This is a genomic window from Streptomyces sp. AcH 505, assembly GCF_000818175.1.
Taxonomy (GTDB): Bacteria; Actinomycetota; Actinomycetes; order Streptomycetales; family Streptomycetaceae; genus Streptomyces.
In genome coordinates, this window is record NZ_JTIY01000001.1 from 6,502,853 (window position 1) to 6,524,672 (window position 21,820).

8 protein-coding genes are annotated in these 21,820 nt (G+C 72.2%); 4 read left to right on the forward strand and 4 right to left on the reverse strand.

What is annotated here, in order from left to right; translation table 11 throughout:
• The 3 genes from HY68_RS45645 to HY68_RS28755 form a co-directional block, all read left to right on the forward strand.
• A partial coding sequence (locus HY68_RS45645; protein WP_041997472.1) for a type I polyketide synthase occupies positions 1-5,789 on the forward strand: 5,789 nt, incomplete at its 5' end.
• A 54-nt stretch (positions 5,790-5,843) separates the two neighbouring features.
• Complete coding sequence (locus HY68_RS28750; RefSeq protein WP_041994266.1) at positions 5,844-12,035, forward strand: type I polyketide synthase; 6,192 nt, start codon at positions 5,844-5,846, stop codon at positions 12,033-12,035.
• Positions 12,036-12,055: 20 nt separating this feature from the next.
• Positions 12,056-13,240 (forward strand): cytochrome P450, encoded by a 1,185-nt coding sequence (locus HY68_RS28755; protein ID WP_041994269.1) that lies wholly within the window; start codon positions 12,056-12,058, stop codon positions 13,238-13,240.
• Between the two features lie 82 nt (positions 13,241-13,322).
• Here the strand turns inward: HY68_RS28755 and HY68_RS28760 are convergent, their stop codons facing one another.
• Genes HY68_RS28760 through HY68_RS28775 form a run of 4 tightly spaced genes read right to left on the reverse strand, consistent with a single transcriptional unit; the run spans position 13,323 to position 17,260 of the window.
• The gene (locus HY68_RS28760) at positions 13,323-13,520 is read right to left on the reverse strand and encodes a ferredoxin (protein WP_041997474.1); all 198 of its coding nucleotides are present in this window, start codon (positions 13,518-13,520) and stop codon (positions 13,323-13,325) included.
• Positions 13,521-13,523: 3 nt separating this feature from the next.
• Complete coding sequence (locus HY68_RS28765; protein ID WP_041997476.1) at positions 13,524-14,753, reverse strand: cytochrome P450; 1,230 nt, start codon at positions 14,751-14,753, stop codon at positions 13,524-13,526.
• A gap of 35 nt (positions 14,754-14,788) precedes the next feature.
• Entirely contained in the window at positions 14,789-15,847 is a 1,059-nt protein-coding gene (locus HY68_RS28770) for a DegT/DnrJ/EryC1/StrS family aminotransferase (protein WP_041994272.1), read from the reverse strand.
• 30 nt (positions 15,848-15,877) lie between these two features.
• A complete protein-coding gene (locus HY68_RS28775) occupies positions 15,878-17,260 on the reverse strand; it encodes a glycosyltransferase (protein ID WP_041994276.1) in 1,383 nt (460 codons plus the stop codon).
• A 340-nt stretch (positions 17,261-17,600) separates the two neighbouring features.
• Between HY68_RS28775 and HY68_RS28780 the strand changes: the two genes are divergently transcribed.
• Positions 17,601-21,791 (forward strand): type I polyketide synthase, encoded by a 4,191-nt coding sequence (locus tag HY68_RS28780; RefSeq protein ID WP_241778706.1) that lies wholly within the window; start codon positions 17,601-17,603, stop codon positions 21,789-21,791.
• Positions 21,792-21,820 lie beyond the last annotated feature (29 nt).

Sequence of the window (21,820 nt, forward strand, 5' to 3'; positions counted from 1 at the left end):
AGTCCGCGGCGACCGGGCTGCGGGAGCGGCTGCTCGGCGCGTCGGAGAGCGAGCGCACGGCCGTACTGCTGGCCGCCGTACGCACCGAGGCCGCCGCGGTGCTCGGGCACGCGGGCGCCGAAGCCATCAAGGGTGACAAGGCCTTCCGCGACCTCGGTTTCGACTCGCTGACCGCCGTCGAACTGAGCAACCGGCTCGCCCGGCTCACCGGTCTCACGCTCCCCGCCAGCCTGGTGTTCGACTACCCCACGGCGCAGGCGCTCGGCGGTCATCTGGTCGCCGAACTGCTCGGCGAGCAGACCGACTTCGGCACCGGTTCCGACCTCGCTGCCGGCACCCGGGGCGTCAGCTCCGGGAGCGTCGACACCGACGACCCGATCGTGATCGTCGGCATGGCCTGCCGCTTCCCCGGCGGGGTGCGTTCGCCCGAAGACCTGTGGCAACTGCTGACCGACGGCAGGGACGGCATCTCCGCGTTCCCCACGGACCGCGGCTGGAACCTCGACGTCCTGGCCGGTGACGGGCAGGGCCGCAGCGCGACACGGGACGGCGGATTCCTCTACGACGCCGCCGACTTCGACCCCGGCTTCTTCGGGATCTCGCCGCGTGAGGCCCTTGCCATGGACCCGCAGCAGCGCCTGCTGCTGGAGACGTCCTGGGAGGCCGTCGAGCGCACCGGCACCGACCCCGCGACGCTGCGCGGCAGCAGGACCGGTGTGTTCATCGGCACCAACGGCCAGGACTACGCCAACCTGATCCTCCGGGCCGGCGAGGACGTGGAGGCCCACGCCGGCACCGGACTCGCCGCGAGCGTCATCTCCGGCAGGCTCTCGTACGCCTTCGGCTTCGAGGGCCCCGCGGTCACCGTCGACACGGCCTGCTCCTCGTCCCTGGTGGCCCTGCACTGGGCCGCCCAGGCGCTGCGCTCGGGCGAGTGCTCCATGGCGCTGGTCGGCGGGGTCACCGTCATGTCGACCGCGACCAGCTTCGCCGGGTTCACCCGGCAGGGCGGCCTCGCCCCCGACGGCCGCTGCAAGGCGTTCTCCGACTCCGCCGACGGCACCGGCTGGTCGGAAGGCGTCGGGGTGGTCGTCGTCGAGCGGCTGTCGGACGCCCGGCGCGGCGGCCACGAGATCCTGGCCGTGTTGCGTGGCTCCGCGATCAACCAGGACGGCGCTTCGAACGGTCTGACCGCCCCCAACGGTCCGTCGCAGCAGCGGGTGATCCGCCAGGCCCTCGCCAGCGGCGGGCTCACCCCGGCGGATGTCGACGCCGTGGAGGCGCACGGTACGGGTACGACGCTGGGCGACCCGATCGAGGCGCAGGCGCTGCTCGCCACGTACGGGCGTGACCGCGACCCGGAGCGTCCGCTGCTGCTCGGCTCGGTCAAGTCGAACCTCGGCCACACCCAGGCCGCTGCCGGTGTCGCGGGCGTGCTCAAAATGATCCTGGCGCTGCGCAACGGCGCGCTGCCGCAGACGCTCAACGTGAGTGAGCCGTCGACCCGGATCGACTGGTCAGCGGGAGCGGTGGAACTGCTCACCGAGCAGGTGGAGTGGCCGGACAGCGACCGGCCCCGGCGGGCCGGCGTGTCGTCCTTCGGGATCAGCGGCACCAACGCGCATGTGATCCTGGAACAAGGTCCCCCGGCGCGGGAGGCGGCCTCCGAGCGCTCACCGGCCGCCGTGACGCCGGCCGCCGTGCCATGGCTGGTGTCCGGTGCCGACGAAGCCGCGCTGGAGGGGCAGGTGGAGCGGCTGCGGTCCTTCGTGGCCGAACGCCCCGAGCTGTCGCCGGCCGACATCGGGTTCTCGCTCGCCACCAGCCGCTCGGTGTTCGAGCACCGCGCCGTGCTGCTGCGGTCCGGCGACTCGGTCGCAGAGGTCGCCAGGGGAGTGGCCGCCGAGCGGCCGGCCGCTGTGCTGTTCTCCGGCCAGGGGTCGCAACGGCTCGGCATGGGCCGCGAGCTGTACGGGCGCTTCCCTGCCTTCGCCGACGCGCTGGACGCCGTACTCGCCCGGCTGGACGGAGAGTTGGACCGGCCGCTCCGCGACGTCATCTGGGGTGACGACGCGGAGCCGCTGAACCGGACCGCGTTCACCCAGCCCGCCCTGTTCGCTGTCGAGGTGGCGCTGTTCCGGCTGGTGCGGTCGTGGGGCGTGACGCCCGGCTTCGTCGCCGGGCACTCGATCGGAGAGATCGCCGCAGCGCATGTGGCGGGGGTGTTCTCGCTGGAGGACGCCTGCACCCTGGTCGTCGCCCGCGCCAGGCTGATGGAGGCGCTGCCGTCCGGCGGTGCGATGGTCGCCGTACAGGCGACGGAGGACGACGTTCTTCCACTGCTGACCGACCGGGTCTCCGTGGCCGCCGTCAACGGTCCCGCTTCGGTGGTGCTGTCGGGCGACGAGGACGCGGTCCTGGAGATCGCCGCGCACTTCACCGCCCTCGGTCGCAAGACCAGCAGGCTGTCCGTGTCGCACGCGTTCCACTCCGCGCTGATGGACCCGATGCTGGACGAGTTCCGCGCCGTCGCGCGCGGGCTGAGCTTCGAGGCGCCCCGGATCCCGCTGGTGTCGAACCTGACCGGACGACTCGCGACCGCCGACGACGTGTGCTCCGCCGACTACTGGGTGCGGCACGTACGCGAGACCGTCCGGTTCGCCGACGGTGTACGGACGTTGGCCGGACTAGGCGTCGGTACGTTCCTGGAGCTGGGCCCGGACGGCGTGCTCACCGCCCTGGCCCGGGAATCGCTGCCGGACGACGCCGTGACCGTACCGCTGCTCCGCAAGGACCGCTCCGAGGAGCTGACCGCCGTCACCGCGCTGGCCCGGCTCCACACGAACGGGGTCGCCGCCGACTGGACGGGGATCTTCGCCGGCACGGGTGCGCGCCGGGTGGAGCTGCCGACCTACGCGTTCCAGCACGCGCGCTTCTGGCCTTCGGTGGTGGCCGCCGCAGGGGACGCGTCGGGGCTCGGCATGGTGGCCGCAGGCCATCCGCTGCTCGGCGCGGCGGTCGAACTGGCCGAAGGTGAGGGCGTGTTGCTCACCGGACGGCTCTCCGTCCAGTCCCAGCCCTGGCTGACGGACCATCAGGTGCTCGGCAGGACCGTCCTCCCGGCGGCTGTCTTCGCCGAGCTGGCCGTACGCGCCGGTGACGAGGTCGGCTGCGACCAGGTCGAGCACCTCACCCTCGCCGCAGGTCTCGTCGTGCCCGAACAGGGCGCGGTGCGCGTGCAGGTACGGGTGGGCGCGGCCGACGAAGCGGGCCGCCGCGCGCTGCACGTACACGCGCGTCCCGAGGCCGGGGCTGAGCTGCCGTGGACCCTGCACGCCAGCGGCGTACTGGCCGCCGGCGACCGCACGCCGGAAGCCCGGTTCGACACCGCCGTGTGGCCCCCGGCCGACGCCGAAGCCGTGCGCCTGGATCCCGAGCCGGTGGGTTCGAACCTGGAATGGGCCGGTATCGCCGAGCAGTTGGGTCTCCGGGCCGCCTGGCGGCGGGACGGCGAGGTGTTCGCCGAGGTGGAACTCACCGAAGAGGCAGGCGCCCATGGGGCGTTCGCGATCCATCCGGCGCTGCTGACCGCCGCGGTCGGCGCGGCCGGGCTGCTGGACACCGACGGCGCGAACTCCGACCGTCTCCCGGAGCCCGCCGAATGGCACGGGCTGACCCTGCACGCCGCCTCCGCCACCACCCTGCGTGTGCGGCTCGCCCGGACCGGTGCGGACACCGTCTCGCTGGCGGCCACCGACGAGGAGGGCGCGCCGGTCCTCTCCGTACGCTCCCTGACCCTGCGCCCGGTCACCGAAGCGGCGAGCGCCACGGCAGCAGGCGCTGGCGCCTCGCTGCTCGGCGTCGAGTGGGTGCCTGCCCCGGTGACCGCGGGCTCCTCCGCGGACACCCGGTACGCGGTCGTCACGACGGACACGGCATGGAGGCCCGGTGCGCCGGACCTGCCCGGCCGGCCCGCCGTACATGTCGACTCGCTGGCCGAACTCCTCGACGCCGGCGGCCCGTTGCCCGATGTCGTGCTGGCCCCTGTCGGCCATGACCTGACCGGTACGCCCGGCCCGTTGCCGGCAGCCGTGCGGACCGTGACGACCGCCGTGCTGGACCTGCTGCGGCAGTGGACCGCCGACCGGCGGACCGCCGGATCACGGCTGGTCTTCGTGACGCGGGGCGCGGTCCCCGCCGGTGACAAGGACGTACCGGATCTGGCCGCCGCCCCGGTGTGGGGCCTGGTGCGCTCCGCGCAGTCGGAGAACCCCGGCAGCTTCCTGCTGCTGGACCTGGACGACACGGCCGCCCTGCCCGACGCCCTCCCCGCCCTGCCAGGACTGCTGGCAGCCGGGGAGACACAGGCGGCGCTGCGCGGCGGCGAGCTACAGGTGGCCAGGCTGGCGCTGCTGCCGGAACGCGCCACGCAGGCGCGCCACGCGGTCCGCGCCTGGGACCGTGACGGTACGGTCCTGATCACCGGCGGTACCGGAGGGCTGGGCGGTGAACTGGCGCGGCACCTGGTCACCGGACACGGCGTCAAGCACCTGCTGCTGGTCGGCAGGCGGGGCCCCGAAGCGCCGGGCGCGGCGGAGCTGCGGGCCGAACTGACCGCCCTGGGCGCCGAAGTGACCGTCGCCGCCTGCGACGTCGCCGACCGTACGGCGCTGGACGGGCTGCTGACGGCCGTACCGGCCGAGCATCCGCTGACCGCCGTCGTGCACTGCGCCGGGGTACTGGCCGATGCCACGATCGGCTCCCTCACCCCCGAACTGCTCGACCAGGCCCTGCGTCCGAAGGCGGACGCCGCCTGGCAGCTGCACGAGGCGACCCGGGGCCTGGACCTGGCGGGCTTCGTCCTCTACTCCTCGGTCTCCGGTCTCACCGGAGGACCGGGACAGGGCAACTACGCGGCGGCCAACGCGTTCCTGGACGCGCTGGCCCAGCACCGCGCGGGCCTCGGCCTGCCGGCCCTGTCGCTGGCCTGGGGCCCGTGGTCGACCGACGGCGGTATGACCAGCGGACTCAGCGACACCGACCTGGGGCGGATGGCCCGCTCCGGGATGCTGCCGCTGTCGGTCGAGCAGGGCCTCGCCCAGTTCGACGCCGCGACGGAACGCGACGAGGCGCTGGCCGTGCCGGTACGGATCGCGGCCGGCACGCCGCGCGACCCGGCCGACGTCCCGGCGATCCTGCGGGGGCTGCTGCGGACCCGGCGCCGTACGGCCGCCACCGCACGCGGCGGCGCGGCCGGCGCTCTCGCCCGGCGCCTCACCGGGCTGGCGGACGAGGAGCGCGAAACGCTTCTGGTCGACCTGGTACGGGCCGAGACCGCCGCCGTACTGGGGCACACCAGCCCGGACACGATCCCGGCCGACCGGGACTTCAGCCGGCTCGGCTTCGACTCTCTGATGGCGGTCGAACTGCGCACGCGGCTCAACGCGGCAGCGGGTGTGCGGCTGGCCGCCACCCTCGTGTTCGACCATCCCACGCCGGGCGCCGTCGCCCGGCATCTCGGCGCCGCACTGCTCGGCGGCACCGCACAGGACACGAGCCCGTCCCCGCTGGCCGAACTCGACCGGCTGGAGGCGGCACTCGCCGGGGGCGTACTCGACGACGTCACCCGCACCGGGGTCACGGGGCGGCTGCGGCAGCTCCTCGCGCGGTGCGAAGGCGCCGACCCCGAGACCGACGAAAACGCGACCACGGAACGGATCGAGGCGGCGAGCGCCGATGAGGTCCTCGCCTTCATCGACAACGAGCTGGGCCGGTCGGCGGACTCCTGACCGACGGCCCGACTCCCTACGCGCTCGAAAAAATCTGAGGAAGGTGCACGGACGATGCCGGACGAAAAGAAGCTCGTCGACTACCTGAAGTGGGTCACGACGGACCTGCACCAGACCCGACAACGCCTCCAGGAGGCAGAGTCGGGCCGCCACGAGCCGGTGGCGATCGTCGGAATGGCCTGCAGGTTCCCCGGTGGGATCCAGTCCCCGGAAGACCTCTGGGAACTGCTCGCCGCCGGCCGGGACGCCATCTCCGGCTTCCCCGCCGACCGCGGCTGGGACCTGGACGCGCTCGCCGGCGACGAGGCGGGCAGCAGCGCCACCCAGGAGGGCGGCTTCCTGTACGAGGCACCGGAGTTCGACCCCGACTTCTTCGGGATCTCGCCGCGCGAGGCCCTGGCGATGGACCCCCAGCAGCGGCTGCTCCTCGAAGTGGCCTGGGAGGCGATCGAGCGCACCGGGATCGACCCCGCCGCGCTGCGCGGCAGCAGGACCGGGGTCTTCGTCGGCACCAACTCGCAGGACTACACCCACCTGGTCCTCGCCTCGCAGGACGACATGGGCGGCTACGCGGGCAACGGCCTCGCGGCCAGCGTCATGTCCGGCCGGCTGTCCTTCGCGCTCGGCCTCGAAGGGCCCGCCGTCACCCTCGACACCGCCTGCTCCTCGTCGCTGGTGACACTGCACCTCGCGGCGCAGGCCGTACGGAACGGCGAATGCTCGCTGGCGCTGGCCGGCGGGGTGACCGTGATGACGACCCCGGCGAGCTTCGCCGGGTTCAGCATCCAGGGCGGCCTCGCCCCCGACGGCCGCTGCAAGGCGTTCTCCGACACGGCGAACGGCACCGGCTGGTCCGAGGGCATCGGCATGCTGATGGTGGAGAAGCTGTCGGACGCCCAGCGCAACGGACACCGGATCCTCGCCGTGCTGCGCGGCAGCGCGGTCAACCAGGACGGCGCGTCGAACGGGCTCAGCGCCCCCAACGGCCCGTCCCAGCAGCGGGTGATCCGCCAGGCCCTGGCCGGCGCCGGGCTTTCCCCCGCCGACGTGGACGCCGTCGAGGCACACGGCACGGGCACCACCCTGGGCGACCCGATCGAAGCAGGCGCGCTGCTGGCCACCTACGGGCAGGACCGCGATCCGCGGCGCCCGCTCTGGCTGGGCACCGTCAAGTCGAACATCGGTCACACCCAGGCGGCCGCGGGTGTCGCGGGCGTGATGAAGATGGTGCTGGCGCTGCGCAACGGCGTCCTGCCGCAGACCCTGCACGTCGACGCGCCGTCGTCGCACGTGGACTGGTCGTCCGGCGGCGTCCGGCTGCTGACCAAGCCGGTGGAGTGGCCCGAGGGCGAGCGGGTACGGCGCGGCGGGGTCTCGTCCTTCGGGATCAGCGGCACCAACGCGCACGTCCTCATCGAGCAGGCACCCCCGGTGGAGACCGAGGCGGAGACCGAGCCCGTCGTGGCACCGGCCGCGGCGCCCCTGGACGTACCGTGGCCGGTGTCGGCCAGGTCGCAGGCGGCGCTCGACGCACAGCTGGCGCGGATCCGGTCCGTCAAGGACACCGGCCGTGACCCGCTCGACATCGGCTACTCCCTCGCCACCACCCGGTCCGCCTTCGACCACCGTGCGGTGCTGCTGGCGTCCGGCGGAGACCTCGTCGAGGTGGCACGCGGGGTGGCGGCCAAGGCCCCGCTGGCGGTGCTGTTCTCGGGCCAGGGATCCCAGCGGATCGGGATGGGCCGCGAGCTGTACGGCCGGTTCCCGGTCTTCGCCGAAGCGCTGGACGCCGTACTCAGCCAGTTCGCCGGCGAGCTGAATCGCCCGCTGCGGGACGTGATCTGGGGCAGCGACGAGGATCTGCTCGACGACACCGGGCACACCCAGCCCGCGCTGTTCGCGATCGAGGTGGCGCTGTACCAGCTGGTCGCCTCCTGGGGCGTCAAGGCGGACTTCCTCGCCGGGCACTCGATCGGTGAGATCACGGCCGCCCATGTGGCCGGGGTGTTCTCGCTGGCCGACGCCTGCCGTCTGGTCGCCGCCAGGGCCCGGCTGATGCGGGCCCTGCCCGCCGGCGGGGCGATGGTCGCCGTACGGGCCACCGAGGACGAGGTGACCGCGCTGCTGGACGACCGGGTGTCGGTCGCCGCCGTCAACGGCCCGGAGGCGGTGGTGATCTCCGGCCAGGAGGAAGCGGTCGCGGAGATCGCGGAGCGGCTGGCGGCCGAGGGGCGCAAGACCACCCGGCTGTCCGTCAGCCACGCGTTCCACTCGCCGCTGATGGAGCCGATGCTCGACGAGTTCCGCGCCGTCGTGGAGACGCTGACGTTCCAGCGGCCCGCCCTGCCCGTCGTGTCGAACCTGACCGGCGACCTGGCGTCGGCGGACGAGCTGGGCTCGGCGGACTACTGGGTCCGGCACGTCCGGCAGGCCGTCCGGTTCGGGGACGGCGTACGGACCCTCGCCGGGCGCGGCGTGCGGACCTTCCTCGAACTGGGTCCCGACGGGGTGCTCGCCGCGCTGGTGGGGGAGTGCGTCGAGGACCCGGCCGTCGTCGCTGTGCCGGTCCTGGCCAAGAACCGCCCGGAGGAGACCGCCGCCGTCACCGCGCTCGCCGCCCTGTACACCCACGGCGTGAGCCTCGACTGGGACGGGGTGTTCGCCGGCACGGGTGCGCGCAGGGTGGACGTTCCGACGTACGCCTTCCAGCGCGAGCGGTTCTGGCCCACGGTCCGCATGCCCGCGGGTGACGCGTCGGGCCTCGGGCTGATCGCCGCGGGACACCCGCTGCTGGGCGCCGCCGTCACGATGGCCGGCGCCGACGAGACCGTACTGACCGGACGGCTCTCCGCGCAGTCGCATCCCTGGCTGGCCGACCACCGGATCGCGGGCCGGATCGTCCTGCCGGGCACGGCCTTCGCCGAACTCGCCGTACGGGCCGGTGACCAGTCCGGCCACGACCGGGTGGCGGAACTGCACCTGCTCGCCCCGCTCGTACTGGCCGAGCGGGACGCTGTCTCGCTCCAGGTACGGGTCGGCCCCGCCGACGACTCGGGGCGCCGCGAACTGACGATCCACTCGCGGCCCGAAGGACAGGACCCCCAGGACCAGCCGTGGACGGAGCATGCCCGCGGGGTGCTGACGACCGGTGGGCCCGAGGACGAACTCGGTCCGGACAGCGGCGGCTTCGACACCGCCGACTGGCCGCCGCAGGACGCTTCGCCCGTCGACCCGGAAGCGCTCGGCGCGCGGCTCGCCGACGCGGGACTGACGCACGGTCCGGTGTTCCAGGGCCTGTCCGGCATCTGGCGGCGCGACGGCGAGGTGTTCGCCGAGGTCGCCCTTCCCCAAGCGGCCGAGGACGGCGCCGCCTTCGGTATCCACCCGGCGCTGCTGGACGCCGCGCTGCGGGCAGCGGCCGCGCTGGACGACGCGGGCGGCGTCGACACCGTCCCCGTGTCGTGGAGCGGGCTGACCCTGCACGCCGGCGGTGCCTCCGCCCTGCGCGTACGGATCGGCGCGGCCGGCCCCGGCGCGGTGGCGCTGAGCGCGGTCGACGCGACGGGCGCCCCGGTGCTCTCGGTGGACTCGCTCGTCCTCGGCCCGCCCTCCGGGCAGGCACGGCCCGCGCCAGCCGCCGGCGGCGCCGAGCGCGGCTCGCTGTTCGCCCTCGACTGGGTGCCCGTCGCGGTGGATTCCGCGTCCGTCACCGGCACCCGGTGGGCCGTCGTCGGCGCCGACGAACTCGACCTGGGCTACGCGATGCACCGCGCGGACGAGACCGTCGCCGGGTACGCGGATTCGCTGACCGGCGCGGTCGGCGACAGCGGTGTCGCCCCCGACGTTTTCCTGGTGCCCGTCGTCGGCGACGCGGACCAGGACCGGCCGGAGTCGGTGCGCGCCCTGACCTCGTGGGTGCTCGGACTGATCCAGGAATGGCTGAACGAACCCCGGCTGGCGGGCTCACGGCTGGTCTTCGTCACCCGGGGCGCGATCGCCGTCGACGGCGAGGACGTACAGGATCTCGCGGCCGCCGCCGTCTGGGGCCTGGTGCGTTCGGCGCAGACCGAGAACCCGGGCAGCTTCCTGCTGGTCGACATGGACGACACGTTCCTGTCGGCCGGGGTGCTGCCTGGCCTGCTCGCCCTCGACGAGCAGCAGCTGGTGGTGCGGTCCCACACCGTCAGGGGAGGCCGGCTGACCCGGCTCCCCGAGACCGGGAACGCCGAGGCGTCGCAGGCCGAGGCGTCACAAACCGAGGGTACGGGCCCGACCTGGGACAGCGAGGGCACCGTCCTGATCACCGGCGGCACCGGCGGTCTCGGCGGGCGCCTCGCGCGCCATCTGGTCGCCGAGCACGGCGTACGGCACCTGCTGCTGGCCAGCAGGCGCGGCCCCGACGCGCCCGGCGCCGCCGAACTGGTGGCTGACCTCGCCGAGCAGGGCGCCGAAGCCGCCGCCGTCGCCTGCGACCTGGGCGACAAGGACGCGCTGACCGCGCTGCTCGCCGGTGTGCCCGCCGGACATCCGCTGACCGCCGTGGTGCATACCGCAGGTGTGCTGGGCGACGCCATGGCAGGCTCGCTGACGCCGGAACTGCTGGAGCGCGTGCTGCGGCCGAAGGTGGACGCCGCCTGGTATCTGCACGAGGCGACCCGCGACCTCGACCTGTCGGCCTTCGTGCTCTACTCCTCGGTCTCCGGTGTGCTCGGCAGCCCCGGCCAGGCCAACTACGCGGCGGCCAACGCGTTCCTCGACGCACTCGCCCAGCACCGCGCGGGCCTGGGGCTGCCCGCGGTGTCCCTCGCGTGGGGACCGTGGGGCCGGGGCAGCGGCATGACCAGCCATGTCAGCGCCGCCGACCTGGAGCGGATGGCACGCGGCGGTATGCCGCCGCTGGCCGTCGAGCACGGCCTCGCGCTCTTCGACACCGCCACGGCGAGCGGGCGGACCAACGTGGTCCCGACCCGGCTCAACGTGGCGGGACTCCAGGAGCAGCAGGCGCTGCCCGCGCTCTGGCGCGAGCTGGTCCCCCGTACCCGGCGCTCAGCGGCGGGCGCCGACCGCTCACCCGTCACCCTGCTGGAGCGGCTGCGCCACCTCGACGCGGCAGGCCAGGAGGGCCTGCTCACCGAACTCGTCGTGGGCTACTCCGCCGCCCTGCTCGGCCACCGTGACCCGAGCGGCGTCGACCCCGAACGCGGCTTCCTGGAGCTGGGTTTCGACTCGCTGGTCTCGGTCGGACTGCGCAACCAGCTCTCCGAGGCGCTCGGCCTGCGGCTCCCCAGCTCGGTGGTGTTCGACAACGCGACACCCGGCAAGCTGGCCCGCCGGCTGCACAGCGAACTCGCGGGGCAGCTCTCCCCGGCGGCGGCGAACGGCAGCCCCGCTGCCGCCGCACGGTCGGCCGTGAGCATGGACGAGACGCTGGAAGGCCTCTTCTACGCCGCCGTCAAGGGCGGCAAGATGGTCGAGGGCATGCGCATGCTGAAGGCGGTCGCCAACACGCGTCCCACCTTCGAGACCCCCGCCGACCTGGAGGAACTGTCGTCGCCCGTCGTCCTCGCCGACGGCCCGAGCGACCCGAGGCTGGTCTTCGTCAGCGCCCCCGGCGCCACCGGCGGCGTCCACCAGTACGCCCGTATCGCGGCGCACTTCCGCGGCAAGCGGCATGTGTCAGCGCTGCCGCTCATGGGGTTCGCCCCGGGTGAGTCGCTGCCCGCCACCAGCGAGGCGGCGGCTCGGATCGTCGCGGAGAGCGCCCTGCACGCCAGCGACGGCGAACCCTTCGTCCTGGTCGGGCACTCGACGGGCGGCTCGCTCGCCTATCTGGCGGCGGGGGTGCTGGAGGAGACCTGGGGGATCACGCCCGAGGCGGTGATCCTGCTGGACACCGCGTCGATCCGCTACCAGCCGGGCGAGGGCAAGGACCTGGACCGCACCACCCAGTACTACCTCGCCGACATCGACTCGCCGTCGGTGACGCTCAACAGCGCCCGGCTGTCGGCGATGGCGCACTGGTTCATGGCGATGGTCGACATCGAGTCCGTGCCGACCACCGCGCCCACGCTGCTCGTCCGGTGCATGGAGTCGCTGGACGGCTTCCTGTTCGACACCGCGGGGGTCCCCGCCGACGACATCCGGGAGATCGAGGCCAACCACCTCTCGCTCGCCAAGGAACACTCCGCCCTGACCGCGCGGACCATCGAGGACTGGCTCGGCCGCCTGCCGGCCCCCCAGGCATGACCGTACGGAGGAGAACCCCCATGACCACATCCCACGTGCTGCCCTCGCTGAAGGGGCAGCAGCAGTCCGTGCTGCGGCTCAGCCCGCTGCTGCACGGGCTCCAGGCCGAGAATCCGATCTGCAAGGTGCGCACCCCGGCGGGCGACGAGGGCTGGCTGGTGACCCGCCACGCCGAGCTGAAGGAACTGCTGCGCGACGAGCGGCTGGCGCGGGCGCACGCCACACCGGCCACCGCCCCGCGCTACGTCCAGAACCCGTTCCTCGACATGCTCGTCACCGACGACGCCGACCTGGCCAGGAAGCTGCACACCGAGACCCGGGCGCTGCTCACCCCCAACTTCTCGGCCAGGCGTGTGCTCAACATGATGCCGAAGGTCGAGGCGATCGCCGAGGGGATACTGGCGAACTTCGTCGCCCAGGGACCGCCGGCCGATCTGCACAGCCAGTTCTCGCTGCCGTTCTCCCTCGCCGTCCTGTGCGAGCTGATCGGCGTGCCCACCGAGGACCACGGGCTGCTCGTCGGCCATCTCTCCCGGATGGGCGGCCTCGACGACCCGGACACCGTCCAGGGCGGCCAGCAGGACCTGTTCGGCTACCTGGTGGAGCTGGCGGGCCGCAAGAGGGCGGAGCCCGGCGACGACGTGATCTCCCGGCTCTGCGCCAACGAGCCGTCCGACGAACGCATCGGCCCGGTTGCCGCCGGGGTGCTGTTCGCCGGGCTCGAAGCCGTCGCCAGCCATGTCGACCTCGGCGTCGTCCTGTTCACCCTCCACCCCGACCAGCGGGACGCCGCGATGAGCGACCCGAAGCTGATGGCGGGCGCCGTGGAGGAGATCCTGCGCTCCGCCAAGGCCGGCGGCTCGGTGCTGCCCAGGTACGCGACGGACGACGTGGAGATCGGCGGTGTCACCATCCGTACCGGTGACCTGGTCCTGCTGGACTTCACTCTCTCCAACTTCGACACGCGGGTCTTCGACGAGCCCGAGCTGTTCGACATCACCCGTTCCCCCAACCCGCATCTGACGTTCGGTCACGGCATGTGGCACTGCATCGGTGCCCCGCTGGCCAGGATGGAGCTGCGGACCGCGTACACCCTCCTCTTCACCCGGCTGCCCGGGCTGACCCTGGCGCTGCCGGTCGAGGAGCTCCAGGTGCTGGGCGGCCAGCTCTCCGCCGGCCTCACCGAACTGCCGGTCGCCTGGTAGCCGTTGACGACGGCGTCAGCCGACGGGCGCGGCCCCCACCGTCGGTGGGGGCCGCGCCCGTCGGGACGTAAGAAAGAAGCGGTCACTCCTCCCGTACGGTGATCGCCTGCGACGGGCAGATCAGGCCCGCATGCCGCGCCGCGTCCAGCTCCGGGTCGTCCGACGGCTCCTCCAGGACCATGACGATCCCGTCGTCGTCCTGGTCGAAGAGGTCGGGAGCCGACAGCACGCACTGCCCGGCCCCGACACACCGGTCGGTGTCCACATCGATCCGCGCCATCACTCATACCTCCGTCAGTTGCTTACGGCCCTGCCAGCGGACGGGCAGCGCGTGCAGCCCGTACAGCACCCCGTCGTACTTGAGCGGCAGTTCCTCGACCGGCACCGCCAGCTCCAGCGACGGGATCCGCTCGAAGAGCGTCCGGTAGGCGATGTCCATCTCGACCCGGACCAGGTTCTGGCCCAGGCACTGGTGCACGCCGTAACCGAAGGCCACGTGCGAGCGGGCCGACCTGCCGGGGTCGAACTCGTCGGGCCGGTCGAAGACGGTCCCGTCGTGGTTGGCGGCGGCCACCAGCGGCACGATGCCCTCGCCCGCCTTGATGAGCTGCCCGCCGATCTCCACGTCCTCGACGGCCACCCGGAACGCCACCAGGTCGGCGACCGAGTAGTAGCGCAGCAGCTCCTCCACCGCGCGCTCGTCGCCGATCCACTCCGGATTGGTCAGCAGGGTGACCACGCCGAGGCCGATGTTGTTCGCCGTCGTCTCGTGCCCGGCGATCAGCAGCAGCATCGAAACGCCGGACAGCTCCCGCTTGTTCAGCGTCCCCTCGGCCAGCAGCTGGCTGATGAGGTCGTCGCCGGGCCGCTTCTGCTTGATGGTGATCAGCCGGTTGAGATAGCGCAGCAGCGCGACGGACGCCGCCTGCCGCTGCTCGTCCGTGGAGGTGAGCGTGACCAGCACGCGGGTCTTCGTCTCGAAGAAGTCGCGGTCGGCCTTGGGCACGCCGAGCAGATTGGAGATCACCAGCGACGGCACGGACAGCGCGAAGTCGGCGATCAGGTCGGCGGTGTCGCCCGCCGCGAGCATGGCGTCGAGGCGCTCGTCGACGATCTGCTGGATCGCCGGCCGCATCTCCCTGACCTTGCGCACCGTGAACTCGGGGATCAGTGTCTTGCGGAACCTGCCGTGCTCCGGCGGGTCCAGCGCCACGAACCAGCCCGGCACCTCGTCCTGGGACGGCACCCCGCCGGTCTTCGCCGCGCGGGGAAACCCGGGGTGCGAGGGGTTGGAGCTGATACGCGGATCGGTGAGCACGGTCCGCACGTCCTCGTGCCGGGTCACCAGCCACACCGGCACCCCGGAGGGCAGTGTGGAGCGTACGAGGCCGTCCTGCGCGCGGAAGTCCGCGTACTGCGGCGGCGGGAACGTCTGGCCGGGCCGCCGCAGCGGGAAGGCGACCGGGCACCGGTCGGCGGCGGTCAGCACCGGGCACTTGTCGGGGGTTGTCATCATCTGGTTCCTCTGCGGATCGGAACGTCCCGTGCTCACGAGGCGCCGTAGAACTCACGGACCTTCTCCGTGATGAACTCCTGGTCGTCCTTGGCGAGACCGGTGTGCGTCGGCAGGTAGAAGCCGTCCTCGCTGAAGCGACTGGCGTTCAGCGAAGGCCAGTTGGCGTCGTAGTAGCCGGGCTGCCGGCTCATCGGCTTGAAGAACAGCCGGGTCTCCACGCCCTCGGCGGCGAGGAACGCCTGCAGTTCCTCGCGCCGTTCGGCCCGCAGGTCGTACATCCACAGCACGTCGCGGGGCGGCATCAGGGTGATGCCGTCGATGTCCCGCAGCCCCTCGTCGTAGCGCCGCTCGATCTCCTTGCGGGTCTGCAGGATCGAGTCCAGCTGCTCGGTCTGCGCCAGGGCCACGGCCGCCTGCATGCTCGTCATACGGAAGTTGTAGGCGAGCTTCTTGTGCAGGAAGCTGTGGTCCTTGGTGAACGCCATTCCGCGCAGATGGGCCATCTGCTCCGCGAGCCGTTCGTCGTTGGTGAGGCAGATACCGCCCTCGCCGGCCGTGATGATCTTGTTGGCGAAGAGCGAGAAGCAGGCGATGTCGGCGACCGGCCGTACGCCGTGCGCCTCCGCAGAGTCCTCCACGACCCGCAGGTTGTACTCGTAGGCGATGTCCATGATCTTGTCCATGTCGCACCGCCGCCCGTAGATGTGCACGGGCATGATCACCTTGGTGTTCGGGGTGATCTTCTCCTCGATGAGCGAGACGTCGATGTTGAGATCGTCGCCGCAGTCCACGAAGACGGGCGTGGCGCCCACGTAACTGACCGCCCAGGCGCTCGCGATCATCGTGAATTCGGGGACGATGACCTCGTCGCCGGGACCGATGCCGAGCGCCCGCAGGGCCAGGGTCAGGGCCGTCGTGCCCGAGGAGCAGGCGACCCCGTACACCGTGTCGTTGTAGCGGGCGAACTCCTCCTCGAACCTGCGCACATAAGGCCCCTGCGACGAGATCCAGCCGTCGCTGACGGCCTCCGTCACATATTCGAGCTCACGCCCGCCGAGCCAGGGTTTGGAAACCGGATGGGTGAAAGACATGAGATGCCCCGATCGGTGAGTGGCGGGTGGTCAACGGGTGGCGAGCGCCGGGAGGCCGAGCAGCAGTTCCGCGGCCGAATCCCGGCCGCCCGCCGCGCGCAGCAGCCGCCCGAAGTACTCGGCGCGCGCACGGAAGGCGCCGTCGCCGAGGACCCGGGCGAGCTTGTCGTACACATCGTCGGGATCGACGGTCTCCGGCCGGTCCAGCGTCAGACTGACGCCGAAGTCCTGGCCGCGTACCGCCTGGTCGTCGCAGTCCACCCAGAGCGGCCGGACCACCAGCGGCTTACCGAAGTACAGCCCCTCGTGGTAGCCGTTGCCGCCCGCGTGGGTGAAGAAGACCTTGACGTGCGGATGGGCCAGCACGTCGAGCTGCGAGGGGACCCAGTTCTCGATCCGCAGATTGTCCGGCAGCTCGGCCGGCAGCAAGTGGCGCTGTTCCTCGGGGAGTTTCCACAGGACCGCGTGCTTGTCCGACAGCCGCCGCGCCACGTCGACCAGCGCGCCCACCTGCTCACGCGTCAGCCGGGTGATCGTGCCGAACCCCATGTAGACGACGGAGTCATGCGCGTTCAGCCAGTCGGAGAGACCGCCGTCGTCCGGGGCCTGCGGCAGCGGCGGCACCATCGTGCCGACGAGCCGCATCTTGTCCGGCACGGCGAAGGGGTAGTCCAGCTCCGGCACCGAGTAGCAGAGCACCATCTCGGCGTGGTCGATCCTGGCCATCATCTGCCGCGCCTCGGGCGCGATCCCCAGCTCCGTACGGATCCGGTTGTCCTCCTCGACGACCTTGCGCACCGAGGACGTCAGGAACATCCCCAGCGTCCGCAGCCGGAAGAGCTGGTTGGCCACCCGCTGCCGGAACGTCATGTGCAGCGGAAGGCCCGAGTGCGGCACGGGGAAGCCGCCCGGCGTGTACGACTTGGCGAAAGGCACGTGCGACGTGAGAACGTTGCTCGGCACGAACGGCACACCCAGCACGAAGGGAATGCCCTTGGTGATGGCCAGCTCGTAACCGAACTGGCACATGCTCTCGATCACCATGAGCGCCGGCTTGACCTCGTCCACGACCGCTTCGAGCCGCCGGTACTTCTCGACCCGCGACTGCGGCGCGAAAGAATGCTTGATGACCGCGCGGTGCGCCTTGAAACGCGAACGCTGGGTCACTTCACGGTACGTCTCGTCGTCCCAGGTGACGGCCGACATCTCCGACACGACATCACCGAGGGAAGCGAACTCGACCGGGGTTTTCACCCCGATCGCCTCGACGTCGGAACGCCCTTTCTCATCCGCGGCGAACCACAGGTCCTCCACTCCGCGGCGTGACAATTCCTCGGCGAGTACGAGCAATGGATTGATGAGACCGCTTTCGGCATAACTGACGAACAGGATCGGCCGCCGAATCGAGTCCATGGACAACACCCTTCACAAGTGGCAGTCCGATGGCTCGGTGCCACACGTACACACGGCCGGTCGCCGGGTGGCCGCCTTCATCGCCACCGCCCCCGGTCCACGCCGTCCGGGGGAGACCGGCGCCGCCGTCATCGACGGGCGCGCCGCGCGATGAAGCGGGACAGTAACTTGGTCTCACACCACGTTCCGGAGAATCCCTAGTCTTCGCCCGGTGCGCGATTTTTTCGCGTCCGGTACGGGCCGCCGGAGCCGCCCCGCAATGACCGGCAGGGGGGTCGGAGAATTCCTTAGGGAAAAGTACAGCGTCGCCGCCCATACGATCCGGCACGGAGAGATGTCCGTGGCCCGACTTTTCGCAGGGGTGTGCAACGTGATGACGATCGGAGCCGACGAAGACCCGGTAGTGGTCGTCGGGATGGCGTGCCGCTATCCGGGCGGCGTGCGCTCCCCCGAGGAGCTGTGGGATCTGGTCCTGGCGGACCGCGACGCGATCTCCGGCTTCCCGGCGGACCGCGGCTGGGACCTGGACGCGCTCGCCGGTGAAGGACCCGGCCGCAGCGTGACGCACGAAGGCGGATTCCTGCACGAGGCCCCCGAGTTCGACGCCGGGTTCTTCGGCATGTCGCCCCGCGAGGCGGTGTCGACCGACCCGCAGCAGCGGCTGGTGCTGGAGACGTCCTGGGAGGCCGTGGAACGGGCCGGTATCGACCCGCTGTCGCTGCGCGGGACCCGTACCGGTGTCTTCGTCGGCACCAACGGCCAGGACTACGCCACCGTCACCCAGCGCTCGCCGCAGGACCTCGCGGGCCATGCCATGACCGGCCTCTCCCCGAGCGTCGCCTCCGGGCGGCTCGCCTACACCCTCGGGCTCGAAGGACCGGCGATCACGCTGGACACCGCTTCGTCCTCCTCGCTGGTGGCCCTGCACTGGGCCGCGCGCTCGCTGCGTTCGGGGGAGTGCTCGATGGCCCTGGCCGGCGGTGTCACCGTGATGTCGACGCCGGTGGGCTTCGTCGGCTACTCGCGGCAGGGCGGCCTCGCCCCCGACGGCCGGTGCAAGGTGTTCTCCGACGACGCGGACGGCACCGCCTGGGCCGAGGGCGTGGGCATCGTCGTACTGGAACGCCTGTCCGACGCCCGGGCCGGCGGACACCCGGTCCTCGCCGTCGTCCGTGGCTCGGCGACCAACCAGGACGGCGCGTCGAACGGACTGACGTCCCCGAGCGGCCGGGCCCAGGAGCGGGTGATCCGCGACGCCCTCGCCGACGCGGGCCTGTCCACGGCCGACGTCGACGTGGTGGAGGCACACGGCACCGGCACCAAGCTCGGTGACCCGATCGAGGCGCAGGCGCTGCTGGACACGTACGGCCAAGGCCGCAGCCCTGAACGGCCGTTGTGGCTGGGCTCCCTCAAGTCGAACATCGGGCACGCCCAGGCCGCCGCCGGCGTCGGGGGCGTCATCAAGATGGTGATGGCCGTCCGGCACGGACTGATGCCCCGCACCCTGCACGTGAACAAGCGCACCACCGAGGTGGATTGGTCCGACGGCGCGGTGGAACTGCTGACCGAGCCCGTCCTGTGGACCGAGGACGGGCGGCCACGCAGGGCCGGTGTGTCGTCCTTCGGCATCAGCGGCACCAACGCCCACCTGATCGTCGAACAGGCCCCGGCGACCGATGAACCGGCCCCGGACCTCCCGGGTTCGCAGGCGGCCCCACCCGCCCGCGAACCCGGGACCGCGCCCACCGTCGTGCCCTGGCTCGTCTCCGCCAAGACCGAGGCGGCCCTCGACGCCCAACTGGCCGGCCTCACCTCCTTCGTGGACGACCGGCCCGAACTCAGCCCGGTGGACGTCGGGTTCTCGCTGGCCACGAGCCGGTCGGCGCTGCGCCACCGGGCCGTCCTGCTCACCACCCCCGCGCCGCGCCGTACTCGCGGCGAGGAGCCGCACATGAGTGAAGCGGCCCGTGGCGTGGCGGGCGACGGCGTCACCGCGGTGCTCTTCCCCGGCCAGGGCAGCCAGCGGCTCGGGATGGGACGTGAACTGTACGAGCGCTTCCCGGCGTTCGCCGAAGCGCTGGACGCGGTCGCGTCCGAACTCGACACCCACCTCGACCGCCCCCTGCGCGACGTCATGTGGGGCGACGACCCGCACCTGCTGGACGAGACCGGCTGGACCCAGCCCGCGCTGTTCGCCGTCGAGGTGGCGCTGTTCCGCCTCGTGGAGTCGCTGGGGGTACGGCCCGCCGTCGTGGGCGGCCACTCGATCGGTGAGATCGCGGCGGCGCACGTCGCCGGGGTGTTCTCGCTGCCGGACGCGTGTGCGCTGGTCGCCGCGCGCGGCAGGCTGATGCAGGCGCTGCCGGCCGGTGGTGCGATGGTCGCGGTGCAGGCCACCGAGGACGAAATCGTGCCGCTGCTCACCGAACGGGTGTCGGTCGCCGCCGTCAACGGCCCCACCTCGGTGGTCGTCTCCGGCGACGAGGACACGGTCCTGGAGATCGCCGCACACTTCACCGGGCTCGGCCGCAAGACGAGCCGGCTGTCGGTGTCGCACGCCTTCCACTCCCCGCTGATGGACCCGATGCTGGCGGACTTCCGGCAGGTCGTGACGGAGCTGGCCTTGCACGAACCGGCCGTGCCCGTGCTCTCGAACCTCACCGGCCGACCGGCCACCGACGAACTGAGCACCCCCGAGTACTGGGTACGGCACGTACGGCACGCGGTCCGCTTCGCCGACGGCATCATGGCGCTGCCCGCCGAGAACGTGGACGTCCTGCTGGAACTGGGGCCCGGCGCCGTCCTGTCCGCGATGGCGCGGGACAGCCTCGGCGACGCCGCAGGGCAGGTGACCGTCGTCCCCGCCCTGCGCAAGGACACCCCTGAGGAAACCGCCCTGATCACCGCGGTGGGCCGACTGCACACCGCCGGAGTCCCCGTCGACTGGCGCGCCTTCTTCGCCGGTACCGGCGCCCGGCGGGTCGAGCTGCCGACGTACGCCTTCCAGCGCGAGCGCTTCTGGCCCGCCCCGCCCGGCCAAGGCACCCCCGGCGGTGCCTCAGGGACCGGCGCCACCGGACACCCGCTGCTGGGCGCCACCCTGGAACTCGCCGACGGCGAGGGGCTGGTGTTCACCGGCATTCTCTCGGCGCGGTCCTGCGCCTGGCTGGCCGACCACACGATCGCCGGACGGACCCTGCTGCCGGGCACGGCCCTCCTGGACATGATCGTCCGCGCGGCCGACGAGGTCGGCTGCGACCGGATCGAGCGGCTGGTCCTCACCGAACCCCTCGTCCTGCCGGAACACGGCACGGTCCGGATCCAGATACGCGTCAGCGCGCCGGACGGCATCGGCTGGCGCGTCGTCACCGTCCACGGCAGGACGGAAGGCGCGGTCGACGAGCCGTGGACGGAGCACGCCACCGGTGTGCTGACCCCCGGCACCGACGACACCGCGCGGGACCACGAGCCGGACCACGCCCCTGACGCCGCCGACTGGCCGCCGCACGGCGCGGTCCCGGTGGACCTGGAAGACCACTACGAGCGGCTGGCCGACAACGGGTTCGACTACGGCCCGGTCTTCCGCGGGCTGCGGGCGCTGTGGCGGAGCGGCGACGAGATCTACGCCGAGGCCGCCCTGCCCTCCGGGGTGCCGGACGCCGAGTCGTACGGTCTGCACCCCGCCCTGCTCGAAGCGGCACGGCACGCGGCCATGACGGACGGCGCAGGGAGCCTGCCGCTCTGCTGGGAAGGCGTGTCCCTGCACGCCTTCGGCGCCACGGCGCTGCGCATCCGGCTCAGCCCGCGCGACGACGGCGCGCTGTCGCTGGCTGCCGCCGACGTCCGCGGCAACCCCGTGCTCTCCGTCGAGGCCCTGCGAGGACGCCCGCTGTCGCAGGAGGAGCAGGCCACCGCCCTGCGCGAGGCCCACACCCGTACCGGCACAGCGACACGGGCCGAAGGACGAAGGACCCCCCGGCCGCCGGCCGCGAAGCCGGGCTCTGCGGGCGACGCCGCGCCCACACCGGTGAAGCTGCTGGAAGGCATGCCGGAGAGCAAGCGGGTGCGCCATCTGCTGGACCTGGTGCGGACGGAGGCGGCGGCCGTACTCGGCCACGGCAGCCCGGACGCCATCGGCGCCCAACAGGTCTTCAAGGAAATGGGTTTCGACTCACTCGCCGGGGTGGAACTCCGCGACCGGCTGGGCACCCTCACCGGCCGGCAGCTCCCCAGCACGCTCGTATTCAACTTCCCGACACCGATTCTGGTCGCCGAATATCTGTCGGCCGAACTCACCGCCCCGGCGGCGACAGGTTCGCCGGACGACGAACTCACCCGGTTCGAGGCAGTCATGAAATCGGTGCCGGCTGACGGTTCCGAACGCCAGGTGATCGCGGACCGCCTGGAGAAAATCGTCTCCACGCTACGACAATCCACGCCACTCGCCATGCACTCCGCCGGCGAGGACATCGAGACGGTGTCGGTCGACAGGCTGCTCGACATCATCGATGAAGAGTTCGAAACCACATAGCCACTTGTTGCTTTCGTTCGCGACCCGAT